The sequence below is a fragment of the Thermoleophilum album genome (assembly GCF_028867705.1).
Classification (GTDB): Bacteria; Actinomycetota; Thermoleophilia; order Solirubrobacterales; family Thermoleophilaceae; genus Thermoleophilum.
Genome location: NZ_CP066171.1, coordinates 618041 through 630937 on the forward strand (window position 1 = coordinate 618041; position 12897 = coordinate 630937).

General features: G+C 72.7%; 13 protein-coding genes. 11 read left to right on the forward strand and 2 right to left on the reverse strand.

Translation table 11 applies throughout. From position 1 onward, the window contains the following. Positions 1–6: 6 nt before the first annotated feature. Entirely contained in the window at positions 7–1155 is a 1149-nt protein-coding gene (locus JDY09_RS02845; RefSeq protein ID WP_274717498.1) for a GGDEF domain-containing protein, read from the forward strand. Further along, on the forward strand, positions 1152–2636 hold the full coding sequence (locus tag JDY09_RS02850) for a glycosyltransferase family 4 protein (RefSeq protein WP_274717500.1): 1485 nt from the start codon (positions 1152–1154) through the stop codon (positions 2634–2636). Before JDY09_RS02845 ends, JDY09_RS02850 begins: the two co-directional genes overlap by 4 nt. Positions 2637–2668: 32 nt before the next feature. Here the strand turns inward: JDY09_RS02850 and JDY09_RS02855 are convergent, their stop codons facing one another. Beyond that, a complete protein-coding gene (locus JDY09_RS02855) occupies positions 2669–3445 on the reverse strand; it encodes a crotonase/enoyl-CoA hydratase family protein (protein ID WP_274717502.1) in 777 nt (258 codons plus the stop codon). 91 nt (positions 3446–3536) lie between these two features. Further along, on the reverse strand, positions 3537–3806 hold the full coding sequence (locus JDY09_RS02860) for a hypothetical protein (protein WP_274717504.1): 270 nt from the start codon (positions 3804–3806) through the stop codon (positions 3537–3539). Between the two features lie 143 nt (positions 3807–3949). Here JDY09_RS02860 and JDY09_RS02865 point away from each other — a divergent pair, with 143 nt between their 5' ends. The 9 genes from JDY09_RS02865 to rapZ all read left to right on the forward strand — a co-directional run bounded on the left by JDY09_RS02865 (position 3950) and on the right by rapZ (position 12840). Then, on the forward strand, positions 3950–4777 hold the full coding sequence (locus JDY09_RS02865; protein ID WP_274717506.1) for an undecaprenyl-diphosphate phosphatase: 828 nt from the start codon (positions 3950–3952) through the stop codon (positions 4775–4777). 27 nt (positions 4778–4804) lie between these two features. Then, positions 4805–5161 (forward strand): hypothetical protein, encoded by a 357-nt coding sequence (locus JDY09_RS02870; protein WP_274717507.1) that lies wholly within the window; start codon positions 4805–4807, stop codon positions 5159–5161. Positions 5162–5287: 126 nt separating this feature from the next. Next, entirely contained in the window at positions 5288–5617 is a 330-nt protein-coding gene (locus JDY09_RS02875; protein WP_274717508.1) for a hypothetical protein, read from the forward strand. Between the two features lie 308 nt (positions 5618–5925). After that, positions 5926–6207 (forward strand): hypothetical protein, encoded by a 282-nt coding sequence (locus JDY09_RS02880; protein ID WP_274717509.1) that lies wholly within the window; start codon positions 5926–5928, stop codon positions 6205–6207. 67 nt (positions 6208–6274) lie between these two features. Then, complete coding sequence (locus JDY09_RS02885; protein WP_274717510.1) at positions 6275–7519, forward strand: hypothetical protein; 1245 nt, start codon at positions 6275–6277, stop codon at positions 7517–7519. 172 nt (positions 7520–7691) lie between these two features. Beyond that, entirely contained in the window at positions 7692–9194 is a 1503-nt protein-coding gene (locus JDY09_RS02890) for a lytic transglycosylase domain-containing protein (protein ID WP_274717511.1), read from the forward strand. 206 nt (positions 9195–9400) lie between these two features. Continuing rightward, a complete protein-coding gene (locus tag JDY09_RS02895) occupies positions 9401–9865 on the forward strand; it encodes a MaoC family dehydratase (protein ID WP_274717512.1) in 465 nt (154 codons plus the stop codon). Positions 9866–9960: 95 nt separating this feature from the next. Then, on the forward strand, positions 9961–11829 hold the full coding sequence (gene uvrC / locus JDY09_RS02900; protein WP_274717513.1) for an excinuclease ABC subunit UvrC: 1869 nt from the start codon (positions 9961–9963) through the stop codon (positions 11827–11829). A gap of 33 nt (positions 11830–11862) precedes the next feature. Then, positions 11863–12840: an RNase adapter RapZ gene (rapZ, locus tag JDY09_RS02905; RefSeq protein WP_274717514.1), complete on the forward strand. Its 978-nt coding sequence runs from the start codon at positions 11863–11865 to the stop codon at positions 12838–12840. Positions 12841–12897: the final 57 nt, after the last annotated feature.

Genomic DNA, 12897 nt, shown 5'->3' on the forward strand with positions numbered 1-12897 from the left:
ACACCGGTGTCGAGCGCAAGCGAAGACGCTCCAGCAGCAGCCCACCATGGCCTGCTCAGCCCCCCTGCACTCGCCGACGAGAAGCGGTTGGCGATGCGCGTCGCGGGTGCGCTCTGGACGGTCGGCGGCGCGACGATCGTAGCGGTCGGCCTTTTCGCCTATGCCGATCCGGTGGTGCACCGCGTGGTGCTTGCGGTCGGCGGCGGGGCGCTCGGCTGGGGCTGCCTGTGCCTTGTGTTTTTGCGCGGCGAGCGTGTCGCCGATTGGGTTTGGCACACGCCGGCGGTCGCGGGAGTCGTGGCGAGCACCTATGCGAGCCTCGTCGTCGGCGCCGGCTCGCCCTTCCGCTTCTACCCGCTCTTCATCCTCCTCTACTGCTCCTTCTTCTTTCCCTGGCACCAGGCGCGGCGCTACTTCCCCCTCGCGACGTTTGGCTACCTGCTCGCCACGCTCGGGCCGACGATCGACCCGTTGCGCGCGCTCGCTGCGGTGGGCGCCGCCGGCGCCGGCCGACGCGCGCTGCTCGGCGAGGCGTTCGTGCTGGTGCCGATGTTCTGGACCTGGTCGCTATTGGCGGCGCGTGCGCGCGAGGCGGCGCGTCGGTGGCGTGAGCGTGAGCGCCGCCGGGCGCTGACCGACCAGCTCACCGGGCTCGCCAACCGGCGCGCTTTGCTCGCTCGTCTCGAGACCGAACTTGCCCGGTCCGATGGGGCTGGCACGGGTCTCGTGGTCGTCGACCTCGACGGCTTTAAACAGTTCAACACCAAGTTCGGCTATCTCGTCGGCGACCGCGTGATCGTGGCGGTCGCGCGGCGTCTGCGGCGAGTCGTGCGCGACCAGGACCTGTTGGTGCGTCTCGGTGGCGACGAGTTCGCGATCGTCGTCGGCGAAGCCGACGCCAGCGTCGTCGATCAGGTGGCGCAACGCGCGGTCGCTGCGGTGCCGTGCAGCGCGGGCGAGCTCGGTTTGAGGGAAGCGCCCGACCAGCCGCTCGGCGCCAGCGCCGGAGCGGCGATCGCACCCCGCGACGGCGCCACGGCCGACGAGCTGATCGCCGCGGCCGACGCGCGCGTGCGGGCGGCGAAACAGAACGGCAAGGGGATCGCTCTCGGCGTCGGGCTGGCGCGGGCGGACGCTAGCCTGGCGCGCCCGTGAACGCCGACGGCCACGTCACCGGCGCGACCGGCGCCGAGCCTACGAGCGAGCCCACAGCAGCTCGCCGGCGCGTGGTGATGGCGCTCGCCTTCTTCCCGCGCGGTGGCTCGGCCCAGGTCGCCCGCTACCTCGCCCGCGGTCTCGGGCCCGCCGGCTGGGACACGACGATCGTCTGCGGCTCGCTCGGCCGCGCCGGGGAACCTTCGCACGCAGCCAGCTTCTACGCCGGCCTCGACGTGCACGCGGTCGACTTCACCGCTGCGGCGCAGGCGCCCGACCCGCTCGCTGCCGACCCGCCTTTTCAACCCTCGTTCGAGGACCGTCCGGGCGCGCCCGACCGCGTTTACGCGAGCGTCGACGACGCCACGTTCGAGCGCCTGGTGGCGCTGTGGGCGGAAGCGCTCGACGCGGCCGGTGCGGCCCGCGCGGACCTTCTCCACCTCCACCACCTCACACCGATCCACGAGGCGGCGTTGCGCCACTTCCCGCACGTGCCGCGCGTTGGCCACATCCACGGCACCGAGCTCGCGATGCTCGATCGCATCCGCGCCGGCGCCCCAGCCGGCTGGCGCTACGCCGACCGTTGGGCCGAGCGGATGCGCCGCTGGGCGCAGTCGTGCGACCGGCTGCTCGTGCTCTCGCCGGAGGCGGTCGCTCGCGTGCCCGCCGAGCTCGGGGTCGATCCGGACAGGGTCGTCTGGGCTCCGAACGGTTTCGATCCGCAGGCTTTCGACCGGCGTCCGGCGGCGCCCCCCGAGCGCCGGGCGCTGTGGCAGCGCTGGCTGGTGGAGGAGCCGCGCGGCTGGGACGAGAGCGGGCGACCCGGGACCGTCGCCTACCGGCCCGAGGACCTCGAGTGTTTTGCCGGCGACGCTGTCACGTTCGTCTTCGTCGGCCGCTTCACGGCGATGAAACGGGTGCCGCTCCTCGTCCGCGCGCATGCGCGCGCGCTGCGCGAGCTCGACGTGCCGGCACCGCTCGTGATCGTCGGCGGTTTCCCCGGCGAGTGGGAGGGCGAACATCCGTTGGCGGCGATCCGTGCGACTAGCAACCGCTACGCGTTCCTCGCCGGCTGGCACGGCCACGACGAGCTGCCGCAGGCGCTCAACGCCGCCGACGTCTTCGTGCTGCCCTCGGTGCGCGAGGAGTTCGGCGCGGTGATCGTCGAGGCGATGGCCTGCGGGCTCCCGGCGATCGTCGTGAACGCCTACGGTCCGGCCGAGATCGTCGCCGACGGCGAGACCGGTTGGCTCGTGCCGCCCGATGACGAGCAGGCACTGGCTCGCGCGCTCGTCGAGGCCGCTAGCGACAGCGAAGGGCGGCGCGCCCGCGGCGAGCGCGCCTACGCCGAGGCGCGCCGCCGCTACGGCTGGCCGGCGCTGGCGCGCGGCTTGGCGGCGGTCTACGACGACGTGGTGACAGGGCGCCCGCCGCGCGAGGGCAGCCACACGCTGGTGGCTAGCGACCATCCCGGCCGCTAACCGCCGTGCGCGCTCGGCGCGCGGGCGGCCCGCTACAGCGACGGCGTGCCCGGCACGCCCTGGCCGTGGCGTCCCTCTCCGCGCGCAAAGCGCTGGGCGCCCGCCGCTGCGTCGGCGAGCGTCTCGCGGCCGAGCCGGCGCTCGAGCTCGAGACCCTCGGCCAGCGGCAAGTCAAGGGCGCTGAGTGCAGCGCGGCGGTCGGCGAGGAGGGTTCGGCGGGGGTAGGAGGCGATCCGCTCGGCGAGCGCCAGCGCCCGCTCGAGGTGCTCGCCGGGCGGCACGACCTCGCTCACGAGCCCGAGCGCGAAGGCGCGTGCGGCGTCGATGACGCGCCCTGTGAGGATCAGGTCGAGCGCTGGGCCGAGACCGACGATCCGCGGCAGACGCTGGGTGCCACCGTCGACGAGCGGGACGCCGAAACGCCGTTCAGTGCAACCGAAGCGAGCCGTGCTCGTGGCGATACGCAGGTCGCACCACAGCGCCAGCTCGAGTCCACCGGCCACGCACCAGCCCGAGATCGCTGCGATCGTCGGTTTTCGCGCCGGCCGGCGGGTGAAACCGAGCGGCCCGCCGGGATCGTCGATGCGGCCGGCGAGCGTGTCGATCGCCTTGAGGTCGGCGCCGGCGCAGAAAGCTTCGTCGCCGGCCCCGGTGAGCACGAGAACGGCGGCGTTGTCGTCGGCTTCGAAGCGCTCGAGGGCGTCGGCGAGGGCGGCTGCCGTCGCGCCGTCGATCGCGTTGCGGCGCTCGCGGCGGTCGATCGTCACCACCGCGGACGCGCCGCGACGCTCGTAGCGCACCGAGCTCATCGCCGCCGGCGCGAATCCTCTGGTCGCTGGGCCGGCAGCACGGCTTCGGGTCGTGCGCGCCGCTGCCGGGACATCGCCGGCCCCGCTTCGGCTACCAACCGATACGCCGCCGCAGGTGGAGCGCCTTCTGCCGCTCTTTGCGCTGCTCTAGGAGCGCCTGGGCGATCGACGCCAGCACGACGACGAGCACGAAGAAACCAAGGACGCCGAGAGCGAAGAACGTGACGAGCTTGTCGGTGGTCTCGCCCAAGAGTCCCTCGCCGTTGTCGCTGGCGAAGGCCGCGGGGGCCGCCCAAGCGACGAGGAGGACGGCCACGGCCGCTCCGACCAGTGCCCGCTTTTTGTCGCTGGCCCGCTGCATCGTGCCGGGAACTGTAACCGCCCGGCCCGTGGGACGGCGCGACGCCGCCGGCCGGTCCGCCACGGCACCACCTACTAGGGTTCGCCGCCGCGCGGCTTGACGCACGGTCCCCCCGCCTCGATCGACCACGCGAAGAGGTTCACATGTCACTGCTCGAAGCGATCGTTCTCGGCGTCGTTCAGGGACTCACCGAGTTTCTGCCGATCTCGAGCACCGGGCACCTACGCATCGTCCCTGCGTTCGCGGGCTGGGACGATCCCGGCGCTGCCTTCACGGCGGTCGTCCAGCTTGGCACGACCGTGGCCGTCGTCTGGTACTTCCGGCGCGACCTTTGGGCTGTGGCGCGCGCCTGGCTGGTGAGCGTCGCGCGGCGAGAGACACGTCCGCGCCAGCTCGAGGCACGGCTCGGCTGGTACCTAGTGGTGGCGACGGTGCCGATCTCGCTGTTCGGCTTCGCCTTCCAGCACCAGATCGAGACGGGCGCGCGCAGCCTCTACCTGATCGGCAGTGCTCTGATCGTGTTCAGCGCGGTGATGTTGGTGGCCGAGCGCTTGGGAGCGCGCGAGCGGGGGCTCGGGTCGGTCGGTCTGCGCGACGCGCTCGCCGTCGGCTTCGCTCAGGCGCTCGCGCTCGTGCCCGGCGTTTCGCGCTCCGGCGCGACGATCTCGGCCGGATTGCTGGTCGGTCTGGAGCGCGCAGCGGCGGCGCGGTTTTCGTTCCTCTTGTCGATCCCGGCGATCGTGCTGAGCGGCCTGTTCGAGCTCCACAAACTCGTGAACGGGACAGCCACCACGCGCGCCGGGGCGTTGGCGATCGCGGTAGCGACGGTGTCGGCGTTCGTCTTCGGCTACGCGTCGATCGCGTTTCTTTTGCGCTACTTGCAGACCCACTCGCTCGGCGCGTTCGTCGTGTACCGCGTCGCGCTCGGGGCGGTCGTTCTCGCGCTGGTCGCGGCAGGCGTCATCTCCTAACCTGGCGCGCTCGCTAGGCTCGTCGCGATGCCGCGTTACGCGAGCTTCTTGGTGCTGGCGCTGGTCGCGCTCGCGCTGGCGGTCGTGCCGTCGGGCGGGCGGCTGATCGACGTCGCCGGCACCGCGGTCGCGTTCGCTTTCTTCGCTGCCGTCGGTTACGGCGGTGTGCGCCTCTGGGCGCGGTACCGCGACGAGATCGAGTCGTTGTCGCCGCGGTTGCGGTTGGTGCTGTACGGCTCGCTCGCGTTGGCGGCGTGGGCGCTCGCGGCGGCGGGTCGGCTGCTGGCAGCGGGCGGCGGTGGGCTGCTTCTGTGGCTGATGCTGCTCGCGCTCGCCTGCTACGGGCTCGTGTGGGTGTGGACCCGCTACCGCACGCTCTCCTGAAGGCTTCGTTGGTTGCTCGGCGTGCCTGTGCGCGGACGCTCGGACGCGGGGTCGGGCGCGGCGCGTCGTAACAGCTGTGCGACGCTCGTAACCCAACCGTGCGCGGCGCGGGCCGAGTATCGCCGCGTGGCCGCGGAGCGCGGACAAGCAGCGATCGAACTGCTCGTGGCTGTGGTGCTGCTAGCCGTGGCGACAGCTGCCGGCTGGCAGGTAGCGCGCGTCGGTCACGCCGGCGCGACCGCCGCCAACGCCGCCCGTGTCGCTGCGCGCGCCGCGACGGTCGGGAGCGATCCGGTCGTTGCCGCACGCTCGGCGCTGCCGCGGCGGCTGCGGCGAACGCTGCGCGTACGCGTTCGGCAGGGGCGGGTCGAGCTGCGCGTGACGGTGCCCGTGCTCGGCGGGATCGGCCGCGTCGCTGTAAGCGGTCGGGCAGCGATGTACGGCGCGCTGCGGTGAGCTCTGCGCAGACGTCTCGGCTACCCACCCACGAACAGCGCGCAAGCGGTGGCGACGGCGCGTGCGGCACACGCCCCTGTTGGTGCTGCGCGCCGAGCCTCCGTCACTCGTGCTGCTCGTGTTGTTGGCGCAGCCACCGCTGTCGCCGCCGCAGCCGCTGCAGCCGCTGCCGCAACTGCCGTGGCGGGGAGGCCGGGGACTACTCGTCGCGGAGCCCGCGGCGAGCGCCGTGGAGCGAGCGGTTCGCCCGTGCCTGTACGCGCGGGCGCGCAGGTCAGGCGACGGTCGAGGCGCTGGTCGGCGCGTTCGTGTTGATCGCTCTCGCCTTCGCCGCCCTGCAGGGGTTCTGGCTGTGGCGCGCGCACGTCGCGGCCCACGCCGCCGCGGCCAGCGCTACCGCCGCGTTGGCGCAGGGTGACGATCCGCGACCGGCGCTCGAGCGAGCGCTGACGCCCGAGCAGCGGAGACGCACGCGTCTCTTCGTGCGCGGGGATTCGGTGGCGGTCACCGTGCGGCTGGCGCGGAGCCTACCCGGGTTGCCGCGTGCACTGCGCACGGTGAGGGCGCACGCGAGCCTGGAGGGGCCGTGAGGGGAGCAGCAGCGCAGTCCCGCGCTTCGCGCGCAGCGACGACGGAAAGCCCGAACGGGGAGGACCGGTGAGCGCCCTCTCGTCCCTACTCCGTGCAGTCGACGATTTCCTGTTCGAGCGGGTGCCGCTGGCGGCGGACGATCGCTCGAGCGGTGCGGAAGCGCCGGCCGCTACCAACGTCACCGCCACGAACCTCGCTGCAACCGGCGTGACCTCCCGCGTCGCAGAGGGCTCGTCGCTGGACGACGCAAGCCAGCTGCGGGCGTCGGCGCGCGTACACGGCAGCGGACGCCGCTCCGCCGACCCTGCCGAGCGCCCGGCGAGGTCGCACTCGGGGGCGCGAGCGTTCGAGGCGGTGCCGACGATGTCGCTAGCCCGGCCCCCGTCTCCCGCAACTTTCCCGGCCAGAGCGGCTCGGGTGCCGCTGGTCGGCGTCATCGCGCTGCGGCAAGGGGACGGCGCGACGACCGCGGCGCGAGCGTTGGGGCTCGCCATCCGCACCCGGCGCCGTCGGCGAACGCGGGAGCCCCGGGTGGTGGTCGTCGAGCTAGCGTCGCGCTCGCCCGCGGCACCGCCGGGCGCCGGACGCGCGCCCACAGTACCCACGGAGAACCCGGGCAGCGAGAGTGGGCGGGCTCCCAACGGATCCCTCCGCGTCGCAGACGTTCGCGGGGCGCTCGGCGGTTCAAGAGCACGCGGTTTGCAGGCGCTGCTCGCCGCGGCAGGTTGCCCGCTGCGGCGGCTCGGGCGCTTGGCGATCGTCGACCCGCTGTGCGTCTACGAGCTGCACGCCCCCGCGGGCGGGCAACTCTCCGGTGGCCAGCCCGTGGGGGCGCGCTCGGCGGGGGGTGCGCACTCGCACTCGAAGGCAACCGCGTCCGCGCCCGCGCCACATTCCGAAGCGGCGTTCCTCGCTGCGCTCGGGACGGCTGTGACCCTTGCCGGCGGCAGCGCGGTAGTCGTCGATCTCGGCTGTCGAGCGCTCGACGAGATCCCGCCCGGGCTCGACGCGCTCGTGCTCGTCGTCGGTGCGACAGCTCCGGCACCTCTTCTCCGTCTTGCCTTGGCAGCGCTGGCAGCCCGCCCAGGAGGGTGGTACGGACCCAGTTCGCGGCGCCCGCTTGGGTGTGTCGCGCTGCTCGTCCGCGCCGACCGCAGCGACCGGTCGGTCAAAGAGATGCCGCCGGTCCCCCACGTACCGTGGCCGCACGCGCCGCTCGCGGCGCGACTAGCCGCGGCGGGGGTCGCGGCTGGGGCGTTCTCCGCGCCGGCTGCGAGCCTCTGGCGCGAGCTGTTCGGCGAGCCGCGCTGACGGACGGCTCGTCGCGCCGACTGCAGCGGTCGCGAGCCGCGATCGCCCGGCCTGCCGCGCCGCCGTCCGCTGCACCGCGCGTCTGCGGATGGGGGTAGCCGAGCGCTCGCTTGTTTGCCGCGCTGTAACAGGCGCAAGCCCCCGGTAACGCGGCTGGCGCGAGCGTCTTCGTGTGACGCGGAAACTTTGCGTGATCAGGGCGTGGCACCGTTTTTGCGCGCGCCCCTGCGCCACCCCCGAGGGGTCGGGAGCGCGCCCCACCCCCGAGGGGGCCGGAGCGCGCTCACGAGCGGCCGCCCTGCGCGCCTGGCGCACCCCGTGGCGGGCAGCGCAAGGACAGGCGCTGCCTCTCGTGCTCGTCTTCGTCGTGTTGACGAGCGGCTTCGTCCTCGCGCTCGCGGCCGTCGGCGCAGGGCTCACCGGCAAGGGGCGTCTGCAGCGCGCAGCCGACCTGGCGGCTCTGGCGGCAGGGCAGACAATGGCCCGCAACTACCACCGCTTGTTCGTGGCGCCGACACTTCCAGGCGGTCGCCCGAACCCGCTGCACCTGAGCGACAGCGCGTACCGCTCGCTGGCAGAGCGCGCGGCCGTGCGCACGGCGCGTGCGAACGGTGCCGAAGGGCACGCGATCGCGGTCGAGTTCGGAGCCGGTTTCGCACCCACGGCCGTCGCGGTGACCGTTCGGGGCACCGTCGCGACGCCGCTCGATCGACGGCTCGGCCGGTCGCGCCGACCGCGCGCCCGCGCCCGCGCGGCCGCTGCGATCGTGCCGCCCGCAGCGGTCGCGTCACCGCTCGGTGACCGCGGCAGCGGCGGCGGCTACGACGGGCCGCTCGCCTACCGCCAGGGCAAGCCGATGCGCCCTGATGTTGCCGCTGCTTTCGACCGGCTCGCGGCGGCGGCGTGGCGCGAGGCCCGCCTCGCGCTGATCGTCAACAGCGCCTTCCGCTCCGATGCCGAGCAGGCACGTCTCTACGCTGCCAATCCGAACCCCCGCTGGGTCGCCCCGCCGGGCACCAGCCTCCACCGCTACGCCACCGAACTCGACCTCGGTCCACCGGCCGCCTGGACATGGCTGGCCGCAAACGCCCGTCGCTTTGGTTTCATCAAGCGTTACCACTGGGAACCGTGGCACTACGGCTACGGCCCCAACCCGCGCGACCGCCAGCACCCGGCACAGTACGACCGCGGCTCCTGGGAGCCTCCGGCCGGCGACCACTCGCGCATCCACAGCGGCCTACCCGATTTCGTCCCGCCGCGGCTCGTCGCACCGATCGCGCGTGCGGCGCAGCGGTGGAACGTCTCGCCCGCGCTTCTCGCTGCGCAGCTCTACGTCGAGTCGGGGTTCAACCCGTTCGCTCGCAGCCCCGCGGGAGCGCTCGGCATAGCTCAGTTCATGCCGGCCACCGCGCACGCCTACGGCTTGCGCGACCCCTTCGACCCCTGGCAGGCGATCGACGCCCAGGCGCGACTTGTCCGCGACCTGCTCGACCGTTTCGCCGGCAGCGTGCCGCTCGCGCTAGCGGCGTACAACGCCGGCCCGGCCGTGGTCGAACGCTACGGTGGCATCCCGCCCTACCCCGAGACGCGCGCCTACGTGATGCGTATCCTCGGCGTCCTCGGCGGCGTCGGCGAGGTTGCGCTCGCGCGGCCGCGGGTCGCGTTAATCGAGTAGCAAGCGGTAGGTGCGGATCGCTCGCCACGCAGGGCCGAACGCCGCCTGTCTGCCAGTGGGAGTGGGCCGCGGTTGACGGCGGGTGCTCGTGGCCGATGCAGCGGGGAGCTATGACCGGGTGCGGGGCGAGCGTCGCGGCGCGCTCGCGAACAAAACGGTCACCGCTCCCCGGCCGGACGGAGGCCTCTAGGTCTAGGCTCCCCGCCATGGCACAGGTGAAGGTCAACGGAGTGGAGGAAGCCAAGGCGCTCGTCGGCAAGACGCTCGGCCCGAGCGACTGGCGTCCGGTTACACAAGAGATGATCGACACGTTCGCGGATCTCACCGGCGACCACCAGTGGATCCACGTCGACCGCGAACGCGCCGCGCGCGAAAGCCCCTTCGGGACCACGATCGCGCACGGCAACCTCACGCTTTCGTTGATCGACGGCTTCCGCGCGCAGCTTGTCGCGCTCGAGGGCTTCCGGATGGCAATCAACTACGGCTGGAACAAGATCCGCTTTCCCGCGCCGGTGCCGTCGGGCTCGCGCATCCGCGTGAGCTGCGAAACGGTGTCGTTCGACGAGGTCGGCGGCGGCTGGTGGCAGCTGATCCAGCGCTTCACCGTCGAGGTCGAGGGCTCCGAGAAGCCCGCCTGCGTCGCCGACTCGGTCGTCCGTCTTTTGGCGTAGAGCGGCGGGCCGCGGGCGCGGCATGCCGCCGGGGCGAGGCGTGACGGCGGAACGCCGCTGCCGCGGGCGCTGCCTAACCTTGCCGCTCGAGGAGGTTGGAAACGCCCAGCGCCGCGCAACGCCGCAACCATGTCGACGAGCAGCGCCGTGCCCTGCCCGACGCGCCCGGCGTTTACATCTTCCGCGACGCCGAGGGGCGGGTGCTCTACGTCGGCAAGGCACGCTCGCTGCGCAAGCGCGTCAACTCGCACTTCGCGCGCCGAGGTAGCGGCAAAGGGCTTGCCGACGCCGTCGCCGACATCGAGGTGCTTGTCACCGAAACCGAGGCCGAGGCGCTGCTCGCCGAGCAGCGCTTCATCAAGCACCACCGGCCGCTCTACAACGTCCGCCTGCGCGACGACAAGTCCTACCCCTACATCGGCATCTCGCTCGACGAGGACTTTCCGCGCGTCTACTTCACCCGCGAGCGCCACAAGCCAGGGCGCGCCTACTTCGGCCCCTTCTCGAACGCGCGCAAGGTGCGCGAGACGCTCGACCTGCTCGGCCGCATCTTCCAGTTCCGCACCTGCGAGGGGCGCGAGCCGGGGCGGGCTTCCGGCAGCCCCTGCCTCGACTATCACATCGGCCGCTGCCAAGCGCCCTGCGTCGGCTACGTAGGGCGCGACGAGTACCGCCGCTCGATCGAGGCGATCGTCGCCTTTCTCTCCGGTCGCTACCGCGCCGTCGAGGACGAGCTCGAGCGCGAGATGCGCGCTGCCGCCGACCGCCAGGAGTTCGAGCGCGCCGCGCGCCTGCGCGACCGTCTGCAGGCGGTGCGCTCGCTGCTCGAACGGCAGCGGGTGGCGAACCGGTCGGTGGGCGACGTCGACGTCGTCGCGGTCGCCGTCGCGGGCAGCGACGCCAACGCCCAGGTCTTCCGCGTTCGCGACGGCGTTCTCGCCGACCGACAGAGCTTCTATCTAGAGAACCCCGCCCAGCGCGAGGCGGCCGAGGTCGCCGAGGAGTTCCTGCTCCAGTACTACGAGGCGGCGCTCGTGGTGCCGCCGCAGGTGATCGTCCAGAAGGGCGTGAAACGAGGGGAGGAGATCGCCGAGGCGCTCTCGCGCCGGCGCGGCGCCCGCGTCGAGGTGCGCGCCGCCGAGCGCGGCGACAAGCGGCGGCTGCTCGAGCTCGCCGAGCGCAACGCCGAGCTCGCGCTCGCGCAGGATCGCTTGCGCGCCGAACGCCGCCGCAGTCACCGCATAGCCACGCTCGAGCGCCTGCGCGAAGCGCTCGGGCTCGAGCGCCTGCCGATGCGGATCGAGGCGGTCGACATCTCGAACCTGATGCACGCCCACACCGTCGCCTCGCTGGTCGTCTTCGAGGGCGGGCTGCCGAACCGCGACCACTACCGCCGCTTCCGCATCCACGACGCGGTGCAAGACGACTTCGCGGCGATCGCCGAGGTGCTCGCACGGCGCGTCGCCGAGCAGCGCAGACAGCGCGAGCTCTCGCCGCACGACGCCGACTACGACGCGAGCTTCGCAGCGCTGCCCGATCTGATCTTGATCGACGGTGGCCGCGGCCAGCTCTCTTCCGGGCTCGCGGTGCTCGACGAGCTACGCGCCGCCGGCGTCGCCGTGTGCTCGCTCGCGAAAAGGCTCGAGGAGATCTACCTGCCCGGACGCAGCGAGCCGCTCCGGCTCGAACGCTCCGCTCCCGAGCTCCAGCTCCTGCAGCGGGTGCGCGACGAAGCGCACCGCTTCGCGCTCGACTACCACCGCCGGCGGCGTAGCGCCGACCTAAGACGTTCCCTGCTCGACGACCTGCCGGGAATCGGGCCGGCTCGCAAGCGCGCGATCCTGCGCCACTTCGGTTCGCCCGAGCGCGTGCTCGCGGCCAGCCGCGAGGAACTCGAGGCGGTGCCCGGCCTGCCCGCCAAGGTGGCACGGCGCATCCACGAACAACTTCACAAAGTGCGCTGAACCGGCCGCGCCGCCATGTGGCAAGGTTCGATCATGTCCGCGCCGTTGCGGGATCTCGTCGTCATCACCGGCTTCTCGGGCGCCGGCAAAAGTCAGGCGATGGCCTGTTTCGAGGACGCCGGCTACTTCTGTGTCGACAACCTCCCGCCCGAGATGATCGAGAACCTCGCCGACCTGCTCGAGCACGAGGGCAGCAACGTCGAGCGGGCGGCGGTCGTCTGCGACGTGCGCGGCGGGCGCTTCTTCGAGGCGCTGGTGCGCGTCCTCGGGCGCTTGGCCGAACGCGGGACGCCGCACCGCGTGCTCTACCTCGAGGCGTCCGAGGAGGTGCTCGTCAACCGCTTCAAAGAGACGCGGCGGCGGCACCCGCTGGCAGCGACCGACCCGCACGTCGAGACGTTCGTCCGCAGCCACGTCGGCACGCCCCTTGCGAGCGCCGACGGGGAGCTGCGCGCCGGCCAGCTCGAGCGCGCGATCCGCCTCGAGCGGCGCTTGCTCGAGCCGCTCAAGGAGCAAGCCGACGTCGTCATCGACACCTCCGACCTAACCGCCGCGCGGCTGCGCCAGCTCGTGGCCGAGAAGATGCTGCCGCGCGGGCGCAGCGCACGGCTCGCCGTCTCGCTTTTGAGCTTCGGTTTCAAGCACGGCACGCCGCGCGACATCGACCTGCTCTTCGACGTGCGCTTCCTGCCCAACCCGCACTACGAGCCGGAGCTGCGGCCGCTCACCGGGCTCGACGAGCCGGTCCGCCGCTACGTCGAACAGAGCGCCGAAAGCAGCGAGCTCGAGCGCCGCATCCTCGATCTGCTCGACTTCCTGTTGCCCCGCTACGAGCGCGAGGGGCGCGCGCACCTCACGATCGGCATCGGCTGCACAGGCGGGCGGCACCGCTCGGTCGTGCTCGCCGAGCGGATCGCGGCGGCGCTGGCCGCGCACGACCGCTATCTGGTCGACGTCGTGCATCGCGACATCGACCGTGCCGCACCGGCGCCGCGGGCCGCGGTGGGATAGATTCCCTTGTCGCTCCGGGGGCACGACCCTCGATCGCCCGCCCCCGCAAGGTGTCGA

Excerpts from the sequence above, each read along its gene's own strand:
- JDY09_RS02855 (WP_274717502.1), bottom strand. The coding sequence starts at position 3,445 with ATGAGCTCGGTGCGCTACGAGCGTCGCGGCGCGTCCGCGGTGGTGACG.
- JDY09_RS02860 (WP_274717504.1), bottom strand. The coding sequence starts at position 3,806 with ATGCAGCGGGCCAGCGACAAAAAGCGGGCACTGGTCGGAGCGGCCGTG.
- JDY09_RS02865 (WP_274717506.1), top strand. The coding sequence starts at position 3,950 with ATGTCACTGCTCGAAGCGATCGTTCTCGGCGTCGTTCAGGGACTCACC.
- JDY09_RS02870 (WP_274717507.1), top strand. The coding sequence starts at position 4,805 with ATGCCGCGTTACGCGAGCTTCTTGGTGCTGGCGCTGGTCGCGCTCGCG.
- JDY09_RS02895 (WP_274717512.1), top strand. The coding sequence starts at position 9,401 with ATGGCACAGGTGAAGGTCAACGGAGTGGAGGAAGCCAAGGCGCTCGTC.
- rapZ (WP_274717514.1), top strand. The coding sequence starts at position 11,863 with ATGTCCGCGCCGTTGCGGGATCTCGTCGTCATCACCGGCTTCTCGGGC.